Here is a 19,832-nt window from a genome sequence, read left to right on the forward strand (position 1 = left end):
GCGATGATGCGCCTTGCCGAATACCGCTCCAAATCCTCGCTCCTCGCAGACTTCCTGCCGTGGGCGGCGCTCGTCGCGCCCGGCGTCGTCCTCAACAAGGACGGCAGCCTGCAACGCACCGCACGGTTTCGGGGGCCTGACCTCGATTCTGCAACACCATCGGAACTCGTGGCCGTTTCCGGCCGGCTCAACAGCGCCCTGCGGCGGCTCGGGTCGGGCTGGGCCGTGTTCGTCGAAGCGCAGCGGGCGCCGGCGCGCGATTATCCGCTCTCGCATTTTCCCGATCCCGTTTCCGCTCTTGTTGATGCGGAGCGACGGGCGCAGTTCGAAGAAGCATCGAGCCACTTCGAGAGCCGCTATTTCCTGACCTTCGTCTGGATGCCGCCAGCGGACGACACTAGCCGCGCCGGGCGCTGGCTCTATGAGGACGCGCCGGACAAGGGTCTGAACCCGCAGGAGCACATCGCGAGCTTTGTGGCGCGGACGGATCGTCTGCTCGATCTCCTCGACGGCTTCATGCCGGAAGCGGTCTGGCTCTCTGACGAGGAGACGCTGACCTATCTCCATTCGACGGTTTCGACACGCCGCCAGCGCGTGCGCGTTCCGGAAACGCCGATGCATCTCGATGCGCTCCTGGCCGACAGCGCGCTCGTCGGCGGACTGGCGCCGAGTTTGGGCGGAGAACATCTGCGCAGCCTCTCCATCATCGGCTTCCCCACGGCTACATGGCCGGGACTGCTGGATGAGCTCAACAGCCAACCCTTCGAATATCGCTGGGTCACGCGCGCCATGTGCCTCGACAAGACCGACGCGACCAAGCTGCTGACGCGCATTCGCCGGCAATGGTTCGCCAAGCGCAAATCCGTCACCGCGATCCTGAAAGAGGTGATGACCAACGAGGCGTCGACGCTGCTCGATAGTGACGCGGCGAACAAGGCCGCCGACGCCGATGAAGCCTTGCAGGAGCTCGGCGCCGACATGGCGGGCGCCGCCTACATCACTGCTACGCTGACCGTCTGGGATGAGGATGAAGCCGTCGCGGACGCCAAGCTGAAAGCGGCCGAAAAAGTCATTCAGGGTCGTGACTTCACGTGCATGCCCGAGACTTTGAACGCCATCGAGGCGTGGCTCGGCTCGTTGCCTGGCCATCTCTACGCCAATGTTCGTCAACCGCCGGTCTCCACGCTCAATCTCGTCCACATGATCCCGATCTCGGCGGTCTGGGCAGGACCGCTGCGCAACGATCATCTGGACGGTCCGCCACTCTTTTACGCGGAGACGGAAGGCTCGACCCCGTTCCGCTTTTCGCCACATGTCGGCGATGTCGGGCACACGTTGGTCGTCGGTCCGACCGGCTCGGGCAAATCCGTGTTGCTGGCATTGATGGCGCTGCAATTTCGTCGCTACGGGCACAGCCAAGTCTTCGCCTTCGACTTCGGCGGCTCGATCCGCTGTGCGACCGTCGCCTGTGGCGGCGACTGGCAGGATCTCGCCGGCGCGCTCTCGGATGACGAAGCCGCCGTCCAGCTTCAGCCGCTGCGCAACATCGACGATGTCGGCGAACGCGCCTGGGCGCAGGACTGGCTGTCCGGCCTGATCGCGCGCGAAGGCGTCACCGTCGATCCGGTCGCGCGGGATCATCTCTGGTCGGCGTTGACGTCGCTCGCCTCGGCGCCCGTCGGAGAACGCACGCTCACAGGGCTATCCGTCCTGTTGCAGTCGACCGAACTCAAACAGGCGCTCGCGCCATTCTGTCTTGGCGGTCCCTTCGGACGTTTGCTCGACGCCGAAACAGAAGAGCTCGGAACGGCCGACTTCCAGGCCTTCGAAACCGAAGGGCTGATCGGATCGGCAGCGACGCCCGCCGTGCTCGCCTATCTGTTCCATCGGATCGAGGATCGCCTCGATGGACGACCAAGCCTCATCATCGTCGATGAAGGCTGGCTCGCGCTGGATGACGGCACCTTTGGCGGCCAAATCCGCGAGTGGCTGAAGACGCTGAGAAAGAAGAACGCATCCGTCCTCTTCGCCACGCAATCGCTCGCCGACATTGACAATTCCGCGATCGCACCCGCCATCATAGAGAGTTGTCCGACGCGGATCTTCCTGCCGAACGAGCGCGCCTTCGAGCCGCAGATCGCAGACATCTACCGTCGCTTCGGTCTCAATGAACGCCAGATCGAGATCGTCGCGCGGGCCATGCCGAAGCGTGATTATTACTGCCAGTCGCGGCGCGGCAACCGGCTCTTCTCGCTCGGTCTCGGCGAGGTCGCGCTCGCCTTCACGGCCGCATCGTCGAAGACCGATCAGGCCGCCATCACCGACATCCTCATCGAACACGGGCGAGACGGCTTCGCCGCCGCCTGGCTCGCCCGGCGCGGCCTCGATTGGGCCGTCGAGCTGCTCGGCCCATCCCATGATCCCGAACCCTCACACCCAACCCAGGAGACACCCCATGCGTAAGAAACTTGCCGCCCTTTTGATGACTGGCGCCATCGCCTTCGCCCCGATGCAGCCGGCCTATGCCCTGTTTGGTTTTGGCGACATCGTGTTCGACCCGTCGAATTATGCCGAGAACGTGCTGACCGCCGCACGGACGCTCGAACAGATCAACAACCAGATTCAGCAGCTTCAGAACGAAGCCCAGATGCTGATCAATCAGGCGCGCAATCTCGCGAGCCTGCCTTACTCCTCGCTCGCGCAGCTTCAGGCCACCATCGCGCGTACGCAGAATCTTCTGAACGAAGCCCAGAACATCGCTCATCAGGTCTCCGAGATCGAGACCGCCTTCAACGAACAATATGGCGAGGCGGCCGCGAGTGGCGACTTCGCCGACATGATCGCCAGTGCCGAAGCGCGCTGGCGCAACTCGGTCGCCGGTTATGAAGACGCATTGAAGGTTCAGGCTGGCGTCGTCGGCAACATCGAACGTACACGCTCGGAACTCAGCAATCTCGTTGCGGAGAGCCAGGGCGCGACCGGCGCCTTGCAGGCGGCGCAGGCCGGCAATCAGCTTCTCGCGCTGCAAAGCCAGCAGATGACGGACCTTACCGCCGCCATCGCCGCACAGAACCGCGCGCAGGCACTGGACGCGGCTCGCCGTGCCTCTGCGGAGGCTCAGGCCCGCGAGAACCTCAGTCGGTTCCTCGACTACGGCGGCGGCTACGCGCCGACCACCGTCACCATGTTCCAGTAGGGGACGATGCGCAGCTCTCCTGACCATATTCTCCGGCTTGTCGCATTCGGCCTCGGCGCGCTTGCCGCGTTCTTCGCGGCCGTCGAGCTGGCGAACACCGTCGCGCCGGAAACGCCGGCGGTTTCGCCCGTGAAAGACGATCCGTTGCAGGCAGAGCTTGCACGTTGCCGGACGATGATGCCGGAAGAGCTGGAGACCGACACCGCCTGCCGTGCGGCATGGGCGGAGCAACGCCGCCGCTTTTTCGGTCTTCCCAGCGACGATCCCGGGAAGGAATAGAGCATGGACGGCGTTGGCGTCATCGACCGGTTCCTGCAGGTCTTTACCTCCTACATCGATAGCGGCTTCGGCCTGCTCGGGGGCGACGTTGCGTTCCTCGCAACCACGCTGATCGTCATCGACGTGACGCTCGCCGCGCTCTTCTGGGCCTGGGGCGCCGACGACGACATTCTCGCCCGGCTCATCAAGAAGACGCTCTTCGTCGGCGTCTTCGCCTACATCATCGGCAACTGGAACGCGCTCGCCCGCATCGTATTCGAGAGCTTCGCGGGGCTTGGGCTCATCGCTTCTGGCGGAAGTCTCAGCCCCGGCGAGCTGCTTCAGCCCGGCCGCATCGCCGAAATCGGTCTCGAAGCCGGCCGCCCGATTCTCGCGTCTATCTCCGATCTGATGGGCTTTGTTTCTTTCTTCGAGAACTTCCTCCAGATCATTATCCTGCTGTTCGCCTGGCTGGTTGTCCTCCTGTCCTTCTTCGTTCTGGCGATACAGCTCTTCGTCACGCTGATCGAATTCAAGCTGGCGACGCTGGCGGGCTTCATCCTCGTGCCCTTCGGCCTTTTCAACAAAACCGCCTTCATGGCCGAGCGCGTGCTGGGGCTGGTGATCTCGTCCGGCGTTAAGGTGCTGGTGCTCGCCGTGATCGTCGGCATCGGTTCGACCATTTTTGGCGAGTTCACCGCCGGGTTTACGGGCGAGCCGACAATCGAGGACGCCATGGCGATCGTTCTTGCCGCGCTCTCCATGCTCGCGCTCGGCATCTTCGGTCCGGATATCGCCAACGGCATCGTCTCGGGCGGCCCACAACTGGGCGCAGGCGCAGCCGTGGGCGCTGGTCTTGCCGCTGGCGGTCTGGCGGTTGGTGGTATCGCCGGGGCCCGAATGGCCGTGGGCGCTGCGGGCGCTGGAGCACGCGGCGCGGCGGCAGTCGCCGGTGGCACCTCGACCGCCTACAGCATGGGAAGCGCAGCCGCTGGCGACGGTGCCTCCGGTGTCGCCGCCGGTCTCGCCAGCGTCGGAAAAGCCGGCGTCGGCGCCGCGACGAACCCGCTTCGCCGCTCCATGAGCGAGAGCTACCGCTCCGGTTCGCGCGCCGCATTCGAAGCGACCGGCGGCAAGTTCAGCAACAGCCCCGAACCAACCGCGTCGGCGAACAACGGGCCGCCTGCTTGGGCGCGCCGCATGAAACACCAACAATCGCTTCACCACGGCGCCGCCGTCGCCGCCCATGCCGTTCGCTCCGGCGACCATGGCGGCGGCGGAACCGCTGTCAGCCTTTCGGAGAAATCATGATGTTCCGTCGCCCGAGCGTTCGCTATTCGAAAACCCCCGAGCCCGTCACGCCCTATCAGAAGGCCGCACAGGTCTGGGACGAGCGTATCGGATCCGCCCGCGTGCAAGCCAGGAACTGGCGGCTCATGGCGTTCGGGTCCCTGCTGCTCTCCGCCGGGCTCAGCGCTGCCTTGGTCTGGCAGTCCGCACAAGGAACGATCGTGCCCTACGTCGTCGAGGTCGATCGGCTCGGCGCCGCGCAAGCCGTCCTGCCGGCCATAGCCGATTTTCGACCGACTGACCCGCAGATCGCCTATCACCTGTCGCGCTTCATCGAGAATGTGCGCCAGATCCCCGCCGATCCCATCGTGCTGCGCCAGAACTGGCTGCACGCTTACGACTTCACCACCGACAAGGGTGCGCTGGCGCTGAACGACTACGCGCGGGTGAACGATCCCTTCGCCAAGGTCGGCGACATGCAGGTCTCGGTCGAGGTCTCCAGCGTGATCCGCGCGTCTGAAAACAGCTTCCGCATCGCCTGGATCGAGCGCCGTTACGCGGGCGGACAACTCGCCGCGACGGAGCGCTGGACCGCCATTCTCACCATCGTCCTGCAACAGCCGCGCGACGCCGAGCGCCTGCGCAAGAACCCGCTCGGCATCTTCGTCAACGCCATCAACTGGTCCCGGGAGACTGCCCAATGACAAGAACACTTCACACCGCAAAAGCCTCCATCGCAGTTCTGCTTGCCGCCTCGGCGCTGTCGGGCTGTGCGACGTTCAAGCCACCCGAAATCGCCTATGACGAGCCTCCCATCGAAGCGACGCTTCTGCCGGAGCCCGAGCGGCCCGTGAGGATCGTCGAACGCACCGAACCGCTGCCGTTGCCGGGACAGCTCAAGCCCGTTGGTGGGGAAGCGCCGGAACCTGAATCCACTGACCCCGCCGAACGGGTCAATGAAGCAAACGCCGCCGCACGCATGGAACCCGTGCGCGATGGATTCATCAACGCCATCCAACTCTATCCCTACAGCGCCGGCGCGCTCTATCAGGTCTATGCATCGCCGGGTCAGATTACCGATATCGCCCTGCAGCCAGGCGAAAGCCTGGTTGGCTCCGGCCCGATCGCGGCCGGCGACACGGCGCGCTGGATCATCGGCGACACGCAAAGCGGTTCGGGCAGCTCTCAGCGCATCCACATTCTGGTCAAACCGACGCGGCCCGATCTTCAGACCAACCTCGTCATCAACACCGACAAGCGGACCTACCATCTCGAACTGAGAGCGAACCCCTCCGCCTATATGGCGTCCGTCTCCTGGACCTATGCCGAGGATGCCCTGATCGCGCTCAGGCGGCGCAATGCCGAGGCGGAATCCGCCCTGCCGATCGGGCGCGACGTTGCGCTGGATTCCTTACGCTTCCGCTACCGGATCGAGGGCGACCGCGCGCCCTGGCGGCCGCTGCGCGCCTTCGACGATGGGCGGCAGGTCTTTATCGAATTCCCGCGCGGGATCGGTCAGGGCGAAATGCCGCCGCTTTTCGTCATCGGACCGGAAGGCGAAGGCCAACTCGTCAACTACCGTATTCGCCGCAACTACATGATCGTCGATAGGCTCTTCGCCGCTGCGGAATTGCGCCTCGGTGACAAGCAGAAACGTGTACGGATCGTGCGTACAGATGGCGTCAGACCCAGCGCCCAAACCTCCTCGCTCCATGCTTCCGGTGGGGAGCGCAAATGAGCGAGGACGTCGAACGCAAGCTGGAGACCCGTGATGAAAAGGGGATCGCGGAATCCCTGCGGCTGCGTGCCGATCCCCCCCGCGTGATGCGGCTTTCGCGCCGTGCCCTGACTATTCTGGGCGCCGCCGGAGGTTTGGGACTCGGCGCTATCCTGATCGTTGCGTTGCAGGATCGTAAGCCATTGGATGGCCTGCAGGAACTCTATTCCACCGAGCGCATTCAGGAAGCCGACGGCCTGTCGCGCTTGCCGGCTGATTATGCAGATGTCCCGCAGCTCGGTCCGCCACTGCCCGGTGAACTCGGACGCCCCATCCTGTCAGCACAGCGACGTGGCCAGTCGGCGCCGCCCCCACTTGTCACGACGCCCGCCGTCGACCCGGAAGAACAGCGCCGTCTTCAGGAAATGGAAGCGGCTCGGCTGAGCCGTCTCTTTGCCGATGCCAAAACCACACTCCGCGAACAGGCCCAGCCTGCGCCGATCGGCATGGGAGCGCCGCCTGCGGCGGGATCGTTCTTTCCGGCGACTACTACTGACGCCGCGCCAGACGCGACGGACAGGCGAAAGGCATTCCTCGACAAGCCGGTTGATCGCCGCACGACAAGTGTCGACCGACTCACCGATCCGCCAAGTTCTTATGTGGTCCAGGCAGGCGCAGTCATCCCCGCAGCCCTCATTACTGGCCTGCGCTCGGACCTTCCTGGACAGATCACAGCCCAGGTGACGTCGCATGTCTATGACAGCCCGACCGGACGCTTCCTGTTGATCCCTCAAGGCTCGCGCCTGATCGGTGAGTACGACAGCCGGGTCGCTTTCGGACAGAGCCGCGTGCTGCTGGCCTGGACGCGGCTGATCTTGCCCAATGGGCGCTCCATCGTTCTCGAACGCCAGCCCGGCGCCGATGAGGCTGGCTATGCCGGACTCGAAGATGGCGTCAACAACCATTGGGGCAAGCTGTTCATGGCGGCCGGTCTCGCCACTGTCCTGAACATCGGCGTGGAGCTGGGCGCTGACGACGATGACGACATCGCCCGCGCCATTCGTGAGGGATCGCAGGACACGATCGGCCGCGCCGGGGACGAGATCGTCCGTCGTCAGCTTTCCATCCCGCCAACCCTGACCATTCGCCCGGGCTTCCCTGTGCGCGTCATGGTCACGCGCGATCTAATCCTTGAACCCTATCGGAGTTGATCCATGACGAAGCTGAAACTCGGGGCCATTCCTGACGACAAACCCGTCAAGCTGAGCATTGAGCTACCCGCCGATGTGCACCGCGATCTCGTCGCTTACGCCGATGCGCTAGCGCGCGAGACCGGGCAGGAGAACGAACCCGCAAAACTGATCGCTCCAATGTTGGCGCGTTTCATGGCAACCGATCGGGGATTTGCCAAGGCGCGGAAAACGCTGCATCAGCCTTCGCGACCTCGCGCGCCAGACTCAAAAAACGCCTGAGCGCTGGGTTGTCGTTTTCCGGACGCCAGGTCAACGAGAAGGGAATTGTCTCCGCTTTCCCGTTTTCCATGAGGGGGACGAACACGACATTTGGATAGCGGACACCACACCATTGTTCGCAAACGAGGCTGATGCCGAGCCCGAGACCTACCAGATTTATGAGGCCCTCGCGCCGCATCCTCTGCACTTCGATGGAGGCCTGACGCCCAAAATCGCTGAACTTTCGAATGATATAGTCATGAATTGTCGGCCCGATTACGTCGGCGCTCACGAGAAAGGTCATCGCCGCTACATCCGACCACTCAACGCAACGCCGCTGGGCAAGTGGATGATCGTCCCCGACAGCGATATAGAGGGGCGCCCGTGTGAGCAGCATCATGTCGCCGTACTGGGATATCGGCTCGCCCACCGCACCAACTACGTCTATGCTTCTATGGCTGAGCGAGGTCATTAATTCACCGAGGTCTGCTTCCGTGAAGGACAGTACGACATTGGCGTGCCGCGTTTGAAATTTGGCTATGACCTCGCGCAACGTCCCTCGAGATATGGATGCGGTCAGGCCCATGCGCAACTGCCCGTTTCCCGCTGTGCCGGCGGACTGCGCGGCGCACATCATGTCCAAATATTCAATAGAAAGTAGCCGCAATCGGTCTGCAAAGTTCTGGCCAGCCAGAGTCAGGCGCGCTCCAGTCGTGTTTCTCTCAAACATTGAGACACCGAGCATGTCCTCAAGCTTCTGAATCCGTCGCGTGACGGCCGACTGGCCGATGCCGAGAAGCTCACCTGCTTTGCGAAAACTTCCCGCTTCAGCGACCGCTAGCACCGTCTCCAAATTGTGAACTTCGAAGAACTTAGATTGGCGCCAAATGCTCAAGTGCAGTCCTTCGATAGTCGCTGTGCGCTATCCTCAAATCCGCTGCGACAGGGCACCAGCGCGGTTGCCGAGAAATACGAACAAACGCTCGGGATAATCGGGCGCGACCGCTTCGGCGACGGAGGGTCTTGCGCCGAGCATGGTCCGCCAGGCCGCCACTTTCGGTTTTCCCGCGAGAACGCCAAAATCCCCGATTTGATCGAAGGTGTCGAAATAGCGGAAGACCGGGCCGAATACCGCATCGACGAGACTGAAGTCCTCGCCGTCGAACCAAGGCCCGACAAGGCGCTCTTCGATCCGTGCAAACTTGGCGGCCATCGCGCCGGCCTTGGCGGCAAGGGTCTTTTCGTCCGGCGCGTTATAGAAACCAGCGATGTCGTTGAGGATCGCCGAACCGAACTCGATCCATGAACGATGCTCTGCTCTCTTGAGCGGATCGCGCGGATGAAGCGGGTTCGCTTGCGTCTCTTCCAGATATTCCAGGATGACGGCGGACTCGAAGACAGCGGTGTCGCCGACTTTGAGAGCCGGCGTCTTTCCGAGCGGCGACAGGGCGGTGAACCAGGCCGGCTTGTTTGCAAGGTCGATATAGATTCTTTCGTGCGGAACCTGCTTCTCGGTAAGAGAAATGACCGCGCGCTGCACATAGGGGCACAGGTGATGGCTGACGAGTGTGAGGGCGTTCACGCGCGCGCTCCCGTCCCAAGTCGGGGAATGATGGCCGCAATGGGCCAGGAGGGAACGAGAGCGAAACGCCCGTCACCCAGCAGGCACTGAAAGATGGCGAGCAGCGTCAGATAGGCGGGATATTCCCAGCCGCCATTCGGGTAAAGAAACACCCAGCCATTGCCGGAATGCGCCCAGGTCGCGCCAATGAGTATCGGCGTCAGCGCCAAAGCGACCCAGCGCGCCTGAACCCCGAGGACGAGCATGACGCCGCCGACCACTTCGGCAGCAAACACGACATAGGCGAGCCAGCCGGGCAGACCCATAACGGTGAAGATCTCGACCGTCCCCGGCAATGTCAGAATGACTAGTTTCAAGAGCAGGCTATGCGCGAGGAACATCAAGCCAAGCGTAACGCGCAGCAGCGTGGCGGCGATCGGGCCGGTTTTGGGTTCTATGGGCATGGCAAACCTCCTGTATGCAAGTGCATGTACTTTCTAGATGCATTTACATGCAATGTCAACCTTGATGCATCTGCATCTTCCTGCTAAGAAGCCTTATGCAAAAGGACACTTCAAAGCCGTCTGTGGAAGCGGTGGCCGCATGGGCGCGGCTGGTGCGGATCTCGCAAGTAGTCCTCGCCCGCGTCGAGGCGGTTCTCAAAAAAAACGGACAGCCGCCGCTCTCCTGGTATGACGCATTGCTGGAGCTGGACCGAGCCCGGCCGGACGGACTGCGCCCCTACCAGCTTCAGGAGCGCATGCTGCTCGCCCAGTACAATCTCTCACGGCTGACGGAACGGCTGGAGAAGGTCGGTTACATTGAAAGAGAAAACTGTTCCGAGGACGGACGCGGACAGATTCTGAAGATCACCGACGACGGACGCAAACGGATCAAATCCATGTGGCCCGTCTATCGGCAAGCGATTGAGGAACATTTTGCGGGCAAGCTGGCGGGCTCCGAAGTATCGAACCTGTCGGACATTTTGACGAAGCTGCGTTGATCCAGACGATTGAAAATCTGAAATACAATCCGAGCTTTTCGCAAGAATCGTTCTCCTGCGAGGGTAAGACGAATGCCGCCAGCCCCTTGCGGCGCAGCAGGTGTGCGGCCGGGTGATCGGAAGCATAGGGCGCGGGCACGCGCTTCAGCTGGGTTTCGTCAATCCGCAAATCTGTTCGCTCCAGCGTACCCTGGAGATTGTCGCCCGCTGGTGTTGCAACTCGCTCGCGCCAGCGGTTGAGTTGCTCAAGGGTGAAGGCGAAGACGCCATAGCCGAGAACCAACTTATCCAGTTCGAACCCCATCATCCATGCCGCTCCAATTTCCGGGTCGGCAAATGGTTCGCAGCCTGAACACCGAAGGTGACGATGAATTAGGCGACAACAGACAGGATTTGGGCCTACATGATTTTTGTCCTTCTACAAGCGAACGCCGCCTGCCACTAATCTCCGTCAGTGACAGGCGGCGACTTTGTTACGCTTTGCTGTAGTAGATGAATGCGAGTCGGCCGCCGAACGGATCGGATATGGTCGCCATGCGACCGACACTCGGTGCGGTCATCGCTTCGCGAGCAATCTTTGTGCCCGCAGCTTTTGGTTTTGCGACGCGCGCATCGACATCGTCTACCGTGATGTAAAGCAGCCAGCCGCCTTCGCCAGGCATAGGACGGAAGCCGCCAGCGGGTTTGTCGCCAACCATGATCGCAGAATAAGTGGAACCATCCTTCATCGGCATTTCGCCGACGGCCCGGGCGAGAATATTTTTGGAGACTTGAGGCCTGGCGGGGCACAGTCTCCGACAGCGTCGGCGATGCCCCAGGTACACGAACCAAATCATCAGTCTGTCGAGGAGCTTTCTGAAGAAACCAAGCGGTTCTGAATAACCTCCAAGGCAGCGCGGCCGCAGGCTTCGTCCTCGGCGCTTTGCGGTGCACCGCTGACGCCGATAGCCGCGATGGGCTGATCGCCGGATTTGATCAGCAACCCGCCAGGCAGTAACAGCAAATCCGTCGCGCCCGCCTGAATGCTTTGGACACCCACCGGATTGACGCTGGTGATCTTGCTGATGAGTTCGCCTGAGGATTGATGCCGAACACCGGCCCCATGCTCATGATCGTGTAGGCCTTGCGGTAAGCGAAGCGCTGCGAGTGGATCGGGCTGTCATCGCCGCGCGCCTCAATCTGGATGACGCCATCGGTGTCCACAATGGCGACTGCGACATGAAAGCTTTTGGCTTCACAAGTGTGCATTGTTTCAGTCATGACTTCCATTGCGAACGAGAGAGGCAGCTTGTCCGGCTCCTGAGCACCAGCGGGTTTTATCGATAAGATATTGATCTATATGGAGAAATGGCGCACCCGACAGGATTCGAACCTGTGGCCTTCGCCTTCGGAGGGCGACGCTCTATCCAGCTGAGCTACGGGTGCTTACCGTGTCGCAACTGCTTACGCAGTGCTTACGTGTACTTTTCGCGAGTTAAAAGACAAGAACGAGGGCCTCGCAAATCCTTGTTCCTGTGTTCCTTTTTCGTCTCCTCTTCTCCACGTACTCTGTTGACATCTGCCTTCGGAGGGCAGCGCTCTATCCAGCTGAGCTATGGGTGCAAACCGAAGCTGGTGAATACGGCAACCGGCGAGTGAGTGCAACGCCGGAGTGCGGTTTGCGCAGCGCTGGGTGCTTGCGCCTTGATCACTTTGGGCTAGGTCTGGAACAGACACAGATTCAGGAGCCAGACATGCGGACTTTCACCATTGCGATGACCGTCACAGCCATGGCGCTGTTGCTGGGCCTTCCGGCCTGCGGGGCACGGGAAGAGCCCAGCCCGGCAGTGCCTCAGGAAGAGCCCGCAGACCGAGCGGCGCAATTGGAAGCGCAGAAGGCTGCTTATGAGGCCGCGTTGAGCGAAGCGGAAGCTTCCCGAGGGGCAGGGGAGCCAGCCTTGTGGACGCTGCAGGACGAAGACACGACGCTTTACATATTTGGTACGGTGCACTTGCTCCGCCCGGAGTTGGAATGGCGCAGCGATGAGATGGATGCCGCGCTCGCGGAGGCTGATACGGTCGTCTTTGAGGCAGATGTCACAAGCCAGGCTGCGGCGTCCGAGATGATGAAGTTCATCTCCACACAAGGCATGCTGCAAAACGGTCAGCAATTGTCGAGTTTGCTCAGCGAACTGGAGCGCGCAGAGCTTCAAAAGGCGCTTGACCATGTCGGACTGCCCCTCGGCGCGATTGAGCCGATGCGGCCGTGGTGGGCGGCGGTGAATCTCTCTGTTCTGCAGATCAAGAAGGAAGGCTTCGACCCGAATGCCGGCGTAGAAACCGTTCTGGGCGCAGAAGCTCGCGCGGCAGGCAAGTCATTCGCCTATCTGGAGACAATAGACGAGCAGTTGGGCCGCCTCGCCAATATGCCCACAGATGTGCAGGTCGATTTCCTTGTGAGCTCTGCCGAGTCCATCGAGGAGGGGGGAGATGTGCTCGATACGCTGGTGTCCGAGTGGGTTGATGGCGATGTGCACGGGATTGGCCTGCTCATGTCCAATCCGGACATGATGGGGTCAGACGATGTCTATGATGCGCTGTTGAAGTCTCGTAACGAGATCTGGGTTGGCAAGATCGAAGCCATGCTGGAAGAGCCCGGTACGCGCTTGATCGCTGTCGGAGCCGGTCATCTGGCGGGCGAAGACAGCGTTATCGAAATGTTGGAAGCCAAAGGCTACGAGGTCGAGGGCCCGTAGGCGCTCATGTATCGGCAGACCGGCGGAGCGCCAACAGCGCTTGCTCGAGGATTTCTGCGCTGGCACAGCAGACGATCTGACCGCCGAGCTTTGGTTCGTTGCCACGCCAGTCCGTCGCGAGGCCACCTGCGCCCCGCACAACCGGGATCAGCGCGGCCACATCCCATGCTTTCAGACCGCTTTCCGCCACAAGGTCGATCGTGCCGGCGGCTAGCCGGGCATAAGCGTAGGCGTCCAGCCCATAGCGGCTGATCCGAGCTGTAGCTCTCAGATGGGTCCATGCGCCCTGTTCGGCGGGGTTCAGGATAAAGGGATCTGTCGTGGAGATGACTGCTTCGCGGAGGTCTCGGCAGTCGGAGACCTGGATCGGTGTTTGTGTCCCCGCGCGCTGAACCGCTGCACCCCCCGGCCAGCCGAGATAACGCTCGTCCAGAACGGGCTGGTCAATGATGCCGATGACGGGCGTGCCCGTTTCATCGCACAAGGCAATCAATGTGGTCCAACTCGGCAGGCCGGCTACGAAAGCGCGCGTGCCATCTATCGGATCCAGTAACCAAGTGAAGCCGTTCTTCGAAGGTTTAGCGGGGAATTCCTCGCCAGTAACGCCGTGATCGGGCCGTTCCGCTTCGATCAGGGCGCGCATCGCCGCTTCGGCGCCCGTGTCGGCGGCCGTCACGGGGTCAAATTCGGCGTGGGGTATTGTGATCTTGTTGTCGACGGCATCCAGTGCACGAAAATGCGGCCGGATCGCTGACCAGGCCGCATCTGCGAGACGACCTGCAAAGGTCAGCTCATCTTCGAGGGAGTAGGAATTTGTCATGCGGGCATGGGATTGCCCCGCCCCGGGCTGGGCGTCAAGCGACGCCCGTGCTGCTGGTGTCGCCTTCCAGCGCCTTGGCCAGTTCCAGGAGGCGTTTGCGGGGGCGCTCGCCGAGGCGATAGTAGGCGCGAACCAGTTCCAACGTCTCTTTTTGCGAAAGAATATCACCTTCCATGCGTTCGGCGTCATTCGCGGCATCCGGTGCGTCTGCTGCGGGAATGCCGTCGAAGAAGTATTGCACTGAGACGTTCATGGCTTTCGCCAGTTCATAGAGTCGAGATGCCGTGATGCGGTTGGCACCGCATTCATACTTCTGGATCTGCTGGAAACGCACGCCTACCTGACTCGCAAGGTCCTGTTGGGTCATGCCCAGCAGGCGGCGGCGGCGGCGAAGGCGTTTGCCTACGTGCAGGTCGGTTTCATCAGCCATGTTCAGCTCCTTGCGGATGGGACCGCTCTCAGTCCCAAAACGGGATGTTCGGGCTGGTCTCTCGCAAATGGCGTGCCGGTGGTCACATTTGCCTAAAATTTGGGCTGCATTTCCAAATTGCAGGAATTTGCCAAATCATCGGTTGCGTTTTGTGCGCCGCAACATAAATCTGGTCTTGCACTCCGGTGCAGACGCCTCTGGCGTTTCCTCCCTTTGACCTTGGCCGCGCTCTCGTAGCGCGGCCTTTTTTTTGGAAGTAACGCGGATCTGTTGCAATTGCAGGGTATTCCGACGATCAGCGCCGACCGATCTGGGTCGCGACGTCGAGGATTTCGACGACAATAGCGGACAAGACTTGCTGCATTTGCGCAAAGCCGGCACTGGTCTCGACCGCTTGTTCATCCATGTACAGTCCGCGATTAATCTCGATCTGTACCGCATGGAAGTCTCGCTTGGGGCGGCCATAACGACGTGTCGTATACCCTCCTGCATAGGGCGCATTCCGCGCAACGCTGAACCCGTTCGCTCGGAATGCGCGCTCAATTCGCCCCGTCAGACGTGGGTCACAGCTGGAGCCGAACCGGTCCCCCAACACAATATCTGCCAGATTGCGACGCCCAGGCTGGACGCTGGGCATTGAGTGGCAGTCAATAAGGAAGGCCCGGCCGTGCCGCTCCTTCAGACTGCCCAGCTCAGTCGCCAGGCACTGGTGATAGATGTCGTGAATGCCAGACAGGCGCGCTTCTCCTTCTGATCGGGTAAGGCGGCGCGCATAAATCGCCTCTCCCCTGGCTGCGACACGCGGCAAGCAGCCGAGCCCGGCTTCCACACGCGCTGTCGGCATGCCGCAGGGGCGAGGGACTCCATCACTGAACATGTTCGGGTCGAGTTCCCGTGGGTCGCGATTGAGATCAGCGACTGTGCGAGCATATTTCGCCGCCACGAGTATGCCGCCCTGCTCAGGAACGGCGCTGAACAACTCGTCCACGAACGCATCTTCCGTCCGGCGTACGGTGTCCACCGGTACGCAGAGTGCCTCGCGCATCTCATGTGGATAGAGACTGCCCGAATGTGGCGAGGCAAAAATGACTGGCGCCAACATTTTTTCCGGGGTTGCCAGCCGGTACGGCGTTTCATAACGAGGCGTGGCCGCAGGGCTGTCCTGCGAACCGGCCGTTCGCTGAAAATGCTCAGGTCTGTCAAGAAATTGGGGGGCGTCTGTCATTCAGCACATCGTTTCTTTGTTTGCCTGAAGGTCAAGCCTTTTCACGAGAATCCAGCCGGTGCCCGCAGTAATTTCCGACTTTAAGTCCGCAGATATTCACGCCTGATTTACCGAACTGCGTCTTTATGCTTAGGGTTCTACCGAGAAGAGGGTATTCCGCGTGACCAAGATTTTGCTGGCCGAAGATGACGATTCCATGCGCTTGTTCCTGGCCGCCGCTCTGCGTCGCGCCGGACACGAGATCCAGGATTACGCTGACGGCGAAAGCGCGTTGTCCGCGTTGGAGCGCGAAGTGTTCGATCTGCTGCTGACCGATATTGTCATGCCCGGCCTTGATGGAATCGAACTGGCACGCCGGGGCGCCGAACTCGACCCGGCGATGAAAATCGTCTTCATTACGGGGTTTGCCGCCGTGGCGCTCTCCTCCGGGGCTCCGACACCTGCAGGCGCGAAAGTGCTGTCCAAACCCTTCCATCTCCGCGAAATCGTGGATGAGGTCGACAAGGTGATGGCGGCCTGATGGGGCGGGGCTCCGACATTGAGCCTCCCAAGCTGCTGAAATCCCTATCCCATGACGCTGGCCGGCACTTCTTTGATGCGCCGGCTGCGATGAGTATGGATGAATGCATGCTGCGCCTGAATTTTCTGGATGGCGCGAACATAGTGTCTCTTACGCCCTCGGAGCTTGGACATTGGTTGTCTTTCGAGTTTGAGGGACATGCCTTTTCCGCAAATGATCCGTTTGGCGAAGTCTGGTTTTTTGCCGAAGATCCTGCGACACCGGAGCCAATACTGCAGAAAATTGCGCTCTGCGTCGTTACACCGCCAAACCCGGCTTGACGGCGCGCGCTGAATTATCCATTACCCCTGCTTCCGAATGGATCGGGCGGTTAGCTCAGTGGTAGAGCACTACGTTGACATCGTAGGGGTCACAAGTTCGAACCTTGTACCGCCCACCATTCCGAAGTCTTCCGAAACCTCCTGAAACCTGCCGCGTTGTTTTAAAAAATGACGGGATGTTTCCATGATTGATCCAGATTTGCCGGACGCCGATATGTTTGTGGTCTATTACACCGGCGGGAAAATGCTGCAGGCCTCCAATATCTCTCTGATGACCAGGAAGCTGGATGAACGTCTGTTTCTTGTTTCGACGCCGGAGACGCAGTCCAGACTCTACCACCACGTCAAACGCCTAGCCCAGCCGGACGCCCTGTTCGTCGGTCGCTTGGACTCCCTGCCCAAATTCAAAGGGATGGAAGAAGGCACCACGAAATGGGTCCGCCGTATGATGGACGTATAAAAAAGGAAGGCGAACTGGCCGCCTTCCTTCATGTTCGTTTCAATTCCGGGGCAGGGGCCTTGTCCTAGCCGTCAAGGTCAACCATCGGTTCGCGATCCCAATGGCGGAGCTTGCCGAGTGTCTTCACGAAACCGGGCACATCTCCGGTCTTGCTGAGCGCGACGCAGCCCTCATCCTTCGCATCCCAGACGCTGGCCTTCTCCATGAGAGGTTGGGCCGTTTCGACATAGCCGATGAATTTGCAATGCGCGAACGCGTCGGCCACGAAATCCCGGCTAGGGGCGTCGTTCTTGACCATGTCTGCCCCCTCTTCGGAGATCAGCAGGGCGACGGCATCGAAGAGGACCGATGGACCGCCATCGATTTTCTCGTCGGCCTCCATGTGCGACCCGTCACTGAGTGTGATGCCGCCCACTTTCGGGCTGATCAGCATCGTCATGCCGCCAGCGGAGGTCACTTCCTCCTTCAGCGCGTTCAGGAGGTCTGCATCCGCGCCGTCCGTAGCAAAGATACCCAGTTTTCGGCCTGCGAAACTGTCTGGAGCGTTCTTCAGGATGCTCAGGGGATCGGAAGCAGGCAAGTCCGTGATGGGAGGGCTGGCCGGATCAGCCGCTGGCGGCATGTCGGTTACGCCGAGGCCATCCGCCACTTTTTTCGCCAAGTCTTCATCGATGTTCAGCAGGTGAGACAGCATGCGAAGACGGATTTCCATCTTCTGAACCTTGCTGAGTTCGAAGGTCAGGGCGTCTGCCATGTGTTTTTGCTCGACCTTGGTCTGGCTCACATAGAATTGGCGGGCCTGGCTGTAATGATCGGCGAAGGATTCCGGGCGCAGGCGCGTCTTTTCTCCGCCAACCGGCTCGGCATAGGATCGATACCCCTTGGCGGGATCTTCGCGCGGTCCGCCTTCTTCCGGTCCCCAGCTGTTCGGTTCGTAATTGGCGCGGCCTTTGGGATTCTCCATCGCCATATGGCCATCCTGCTGGAAATGGCGCATCGGGCATTGCGGACGGTTGATCGGGATATGTGTAAAGTTCGGGCCACCAAGGCGCTTCAACTGGGTGTCGAGATAGGAGAAGTTACGGCCCTGCAGCAGCGGGTCGGCCGTGAAGTCGACGCCGGGCACGATATTCTGTGTGCAGAAGGCGACCTGTTCAGTCTCAGCGAAGAAATTGTCGACGACGCGGTTCAGGACCATGCGTCCGACAATGCGGACGGGCACTTGTTCTTCCGGAATGAGCTTGGTCGCATCCAGTACGTCGAACTCAAAATTCTCGGCAAATTCCTCGTCGAACAATTGCACACCGAGTTCCCATTCCGGATAGTCGCCCATCTGGATGGCATCCCACATGTCGCGGCGGTGGAAGTCCGGGTCGGCGCCATTGATCTTAAGGGCTTCGTTCCAAGCTACCGATTGCAGGCCCTGCTTTGGTTTCCAGTGGAACTTCACAAAGGTTGCTTTGCCTTCGGCATTCACAAACCGGAATGTGTGGACGCCGAAGCCTTCCATGAACCGCAGGGAACGGGGAATGGTCCGGTCGGACATGATCCACATGACCATGTTCATGGATTCCGGAGACAGGGAGATGAAATCCCAGAAATTGTCATGTGCTGTCTGGGCCTGCGGAAAGCCCCGGTCTGGTGCCGGCTTGGCCGCATGAATCAGGTCTGGAAACTTGATGGCGTCCTGAATGAAGAAGACAGGAATGTTGTTGCCCACAATATCCCAGTTGCCTTCTTTCGTGTAGAACTTCACGGCAAAGCCCCGCACATCGCGCGCAAGATCGGGCGAGCCCTTATTGCCAGCCACAGTAGAGAAGCGGGCGAAGACATTGGTCTTCTCACCTTTTCTCTGGAAAATGTCTGCCGTGGTGACGTCCTCAAGCGTATCCAGTGTCTCGAAATAGCCATGCGCACCGTAGCCGCGGGCATGCACGACGCGTTCAGGAATGCGCTCATGGTCGAAGTGGAAAATCTTTTCACGGAAGATGAAGTCTTCGGTCAGCATCGGTCCGCGCGCGCCCGCTTTCAGATGGTTCTGGTCGTCGGCAATGGGCACGCCTTGCTGGGTGGTCATGGTCTCGTAGCCATCCTCAGTTGACTGATGAGGTGCGCCGCCCTCGTCGAGGGAAAGGTCTGGTTTGTCGGACATGAGAGAAATCCATCTGCTGGTTGGAGGGTGTTCTAATCAACTGCGCGACGGGCTCATTGGTTCCTCGCATATGCGGCTTTCATCCCCCTTCGAGGGAATCCAATGAAAGGGGGCGGCTCCAGAAAACAGAACCGCCCCGCAAAATTTCTGCTATGCCTGTATTCAGCTCAAGCTGTCCGCAAAGGCTTCGCCAGAGCGGGCGCTCGAATAGGCTTCTTCCAGAAGGGCGCGGGACTGGCCCTGGACTTCGGACTTTTCAAGGCGATCCTTGATCGAGTCGGCCAGGTGTTCTTCGCCGTCATCAATCGCCTCAAGGGCAGCTTTTCTGTCGTCCTGAAACATGGACGAGAACTCGGTCAAGGCGCGATGAAGAGACCCAAGCGTACCACCCTCAGTTTGGGGTTCGCCGCCGAGAGTACGGACCTGCTGCTGGAAGCGGCTGATCAGTGCTGCGCGATCACTGGCGCGCTTCTGGAACTGGGTACGAAACGCAAAACTCTCATCTGAGAGTTCAGCGCATTTTTCGTAGCCTTTGCGGCTGTCGATCAGTACCTTGGTGACGTCATTGAGGGCGTCAATTTCGGTTTTGTTGATTGTGTCGGTCATTTGGAAACTCCTCGTTGTCTGTCCTGACCAACAGAGAGACAAGGCATGAGTTCCAGATAGAAAACCTTAAATGACGGACATGATCAAA

General features: G+C 60.6%; 25 protein-coding genes and 2 tRNA genes. 14 read left to right on the top strand and 13 right to left on the bottom strand.

The features are described from left to right. The first annotated feature begins 3 nt into the window (after positions 1-3). Genes trbE through CFA77_RS02140 form a run of 8 tightly spaced genes read left to right on the top strand, consistent with a single transcriptional unit; the run spans position 4 to position 7,933 of the window. Positions 4-2,463, top strand: coding sequence for a conjugal transfer protein TrbE (trbE, locus tag CFA77_RS02105; protein ID WP_206992055.1), 2,460 nt, complete (start codon positions 4-6; stop codon positions 2,461-2,463). Next, positions 2,456-3,196, top strand: coding sequence for a P-type conjugative transfer protein TrbJ (gene trbJ, locus CFA77_RS02110; protein ID WP_206992056.1), 741 nt, complete (start codon positions 2,456-2,458; stop codon positions 3,194-3,196). The genes trbE and trbJ overlap by 8 nt, the downstream gene beginning before the upstream one ends. 6 nt (positions 3,197-3,202) lie before the next feature. Next, positions 3,203-3,475 carry a putative entry exclusion protein TrbK-alt gene (trbK-alt, locus tag CFA77_RS02115; RefSeq protein WP_206992057.1) on the top strand — a complete coding sequence of 91 codons (273 nt, stop codon included), beginning with the start codon at positions 3,203-3,205 and terminating at the stop codon, positions 3,473-3,475. 3 nt (positions 3,476-3,478) lie between these two features. After that, entirely contained in the window at positions 3,479-4,765 is a 1,287-nt protein-coding gene (trbL, locus tag CFA77_RS02120; RefSeq protein WP_206992058.1) for a P-type conjugative transfer protein TrbL, read from the top strand. Continuing rightward, positions 4,765-5,448 carry a conjugal transfer protein TrbF gene (gene trbF / locus CFA77_RS02125; RefSeq protein ID WP_206993146.1) on the top strand — a complete coding sequence of 228 codons (684 nt, stop codon included), beginning with the start codon at positions 4,765-4,767 and terminating at the stop codon, positions 5,446-5,448. The genes trbL and trbF overlap by 1 nt, the downstream gene beginning before the upstream one ends. Continuing rightward, on the top strand, positions 5,445-6,482 hold the full coding sequence (gene trbG / locus CFA77_RS02130; RefSeq protein ID WP_206992059.1) for a P-type conjugative transfer protein TrbG: 1,038 nt from the start codon (positions 5,445-5,447) through the stop codon (positions 6,480-6,482). The genes trbF and trbG overlap by 4 nt, the downstream gene beginning before the upstream one ends. Continuing rightward, positions 6,479-7,672 carry a TrbI/VirB10 family protein gene (locus tag CFA77_RS02135; protein ID WP_206992060.1) on the top strand — a complete coding sequence of 398 codons (1,194 nt, stop codon included), beginning with the start codon at positions 6,479-6,481 and terminating at the stop codon, positions 7,670-7,672. The genes trbG and CFA77_RS02135 overlap by 4 nt, the downstream gene beginning before the upstream one ends. Before the next feature lie 3 nt (positions 7,673-7,675). Further along, positions 7,676-7,933, top strand: a complete 258-nt coding sequence (locus CFA77_RS02140) for a DUF2274 domain-containing protein (RefSeq protein ID WP_206992061.1) — start codon at positions 7,676-7,678, stop codon at positions 7,931-7,933. On the opposite strand, the gene CFA77_RS02145 is transcribed toward CFA77_RS02140, so the two are convergent. From CFA77_RS02145 to CFA77_RS02155, 3 genes are read right to left on the bottom strand one after another with little or no spacing between them, the layout of a single operon-like run. Continuing rightward, complete coding sequence (locus CFA77_RS02145; RefSeq protein ID WP_206992062.1) at positions 7,845-8,807, bottom strand: LysR family transcriptional regulator; 963 nt, start codon at positions 8,805-8,807, stop codon at positions 7,845-7,847. The genes CFA77_RS02140 and CFA77_RS02145 overlap by 89 nt on opposite strands. A gap of 33 nt (positions 8,808-8,840) precedes the next feature. Further along, the gene (locus CFA77_RS02150) at positions 8,841-9,494 is read right to left on the bottom strand and encodes a glutathione S-transferase family protein (protein ID WP_206992063.1); all 654 of its coding nucleotides are present in this window, start codon (positions 9,492-9,494) and stop codon (positions 8,841-8,843) included. After that, positions 9,491-9,937 (bottom strand): DoxX family protein, encoded by a 447-nt coding sequence (locus CFA77_RS02155; RefSeq protein ID WP_206992064.1) that lies wholly within the window; start codon positions 9,935-9,937, stop codon positions 9,491-9,493. The genes CFA77_RS02150 and CFA77_RS02155 overlap by 4 nt, the downstream gene beginning before the upstream one ends. A 95-nt stretch (positions 9,938-10,032) precedes the next feature. Between CFA77_RS02155 and CFA77_RS02160 the strand changes: the two genes are divergently transcribed. Beyond that, on the top strand, positions 10,033-10,476 hold the full coding sequence (locus CFA77_RS02160; RefSeq protein WP_206992065.1) for a MarR family winged helix-turn-helix transcriptional regulator: 444 nt from the start codon (positions 10,033-10,035) through the stop codon (positions 10,474-10,476). Here the strand turns inward: CFA77_RS02160 and CFA77_RS17265 are convergent. From CFA77_RS17265 to CFA77_RS02185, 5 genes are all read right to left on the bottom strand, one after another. Then, positions 10,367-10,783: a DUF2461 family protein gene (locus CFA77_RS17265; RefSeq protein WP_206992066.1), complete on the bottom strand. Its 417-nt coding sequence runs from the start codon at positions 10,781-10,783 to the stop codon at positions 10,367-10,369. The genes CFA77_RS02160 and CFA77_RS17265 overlap by 110 nt on opposite strands. A gap of 166 nt (positions 10,784-10,949) precedes the next feature. After that, complete coding sequence (locus CFA77_RS02170; protein WP_206992067.1) at positions 10,950-11,204, bottom strand: VOC family protein; 255 nt, start codon at positions 11,202-11,204, stop codon at positions 10,950-10,952. Between the two features lie 107 nt (positions 11,205-11,311). Continuing rightward, entirely contained in the window at positions 11,312-11,515 is a 204-nt protein-coding gene (locus CFA77_RS17270) for a heme-binding protein (RefSeq protein WP_371822968.1), read from the bottom strand. Continuing rightward, a complete protein-coding gene (locus CFA77_RS02180; protein ID WP_256434949.1) occupies positions 11,452-11,745 on the bottom strand; it encodes a heme-binding protein in 294 nt (97 codons plus the stop codon). Before CFA77_RS02180 ends, CFA77_RS17270 begins: the two co-directional genes overlap by 64 nt. A gap of 79 nt (positions 11,746-11,824) precedes the next feature. Beyond that, a tRNA-Arg gene (locus tag CFA77_RS02185) sits at positions 11,825-11,901 on the bottom strand. Positions 11,902-12,209: 308 nt separating this feature from the next. Between CFA77_RS02185 and CFA77_RS02190 the strand changes: the two genes are divergently transcribed. After that, on the top strand, positions 12,210-13,211 hold the full coding sequence (locus CFA77_RS02190) for a TraB/GumN family protein (protein ID WP_206992069.1): 1,002 nt from the start codon (positions 12,210-12,212) through the stop codon (positions 13,209-13,211). A 4-nt stretch (positions 13,212-13,215) separates the two neighbouring features. Here the strand turns inward: CFA77_RS02190 and CFA77_RS02195 are convergent, their stop codons facing one another. From CFA77_RS02195 to CFA77_RS02205, 3 genes are all read right to left on the bottom strand, one after another. Continuing rightward, a complete protein-coding gene (locus CFA77_RS02195; RefSeq protein WP_206992070.1) occupies positions 13,216-14,031 on the bottom strand; it encodes an inositol monophosphatase family protein in 816 nt (271 codons plus the stop codon). Positions 14,032-14,065: 34 nt separating this feature from the next. Further along, the gene (locus tag CFA77_RS02200) at positions 14,066-14,461 is read right to left on the bottom strand and encodes a helix-turn-helix domain-containing protein (RefSeq protein WP_034816976.1); all 396 of its coding nucleotides are present in this window, start codon (positions 14,459-14,461) and stop codon (positions 14,066-14,068) included. A gap of 295 nt (positions 14,462-14,756) precedes the next feature. Then, complete coding sequence (locus tag CFA77_RS02205) at positions 14,757-15,506, bottom strand: N-formylglutamate amidohydrolase (protein ID WP_242517455.1); 750 nt, start codon at positions 15,504-15,506, stop codon at positions 14,757-14,759. 340 nt (positions 15,507-15,846) lie between these two features. On the opposite strand from CFA77_RS02205, the gene cpdR reads away from it, so the two are divergent. From cpdR to CFA77_RS02225, 4 genes are all read left to right on the top strand, one after another. Continuing rightward, on the top strand, positions 15,847-16,206 hold the full coding sequence (cpdR, locus tag CFA77_RS02210; RefSeq protein WP_034816978.1) for a cell cycle two-component system response regulator CpdR: 360 nt from the start codon (positions 15,847-15,849) through the stop codon (positions 16,204-16,206). Further along, on the top strand, positions 16,206-16,526 hold the full coding sequence (locus tag CFA77_RS02215) for a hypothetical protein (protein ID WP_034816980.1): 321 nt from the start codon (positions 16,206-16,208) through the stop codon (positions 16,524-16,526). Before cpdR ends, CFA77_RS02215 begins: the two co-directional genes overlap by 1 nt. A gap of 44 nt (positions 16,527-16,570) precedes the next feature. Further along, positions 16,571-16,645: transfer RNA gene (locus tag CFA77_RS02220), tRNA-Val, on the top strand. 65 nt (positions 16,646-16,710) lie between these two features. Then, positions 16,711-16,986, top strand: coding sequence for a hypothetical protein (locus tag CFA77_RS02225; protein ID WP_206992071.1), 276 nt, complete (start codon positions 16,711-16,713; stop codon positions 16,984-16,986). Positions 16,987-17,050: 64 nt separating this feature from the next. On the opposite strand, the gene CFA77_RS02230 is transcribed toward CFA77_RS02225, so the two are convergent. Both CFA77_RS02230 and CFA77_RS02235 read right to left on the bottom strand, forming a co-directional pair. Beyond that, complete coding sequence (locus CFA77_RS02230) at positions 17,051-19,138, bottom strand: catalase (protein ID WP_206992072.1); 2,088 nt, start codon at positions 19,136-19,138, stop codon at positions 17,051-17,053. 162 nt (positions 19,139-19,300) lie between these two features. After that, on the bottom strand, positions 19,301-19,744 hold the full coding sequence (locus CFA77_RS02235) for a PA2169 family four-helix-bundle protein (RefSeq protein ID WP_206992073.1): 444 nt from the start codon (positions 19,742-19,744) through the stop codon (positions 19,301-19,303). Positions 19,745-19,832: the final 88 nt, after the last annotated feature.

Origin of the sequence: Hyphomonas sp. KY3 (assembly GCF_017309975.1) — a bacterium.
Classification (GTDB): domain Bacteria; phylum Pseudomonadota; class Alphaproteobacteria; order Caulobacterales; family Hyphomonadaceae; genus Hyphomonas.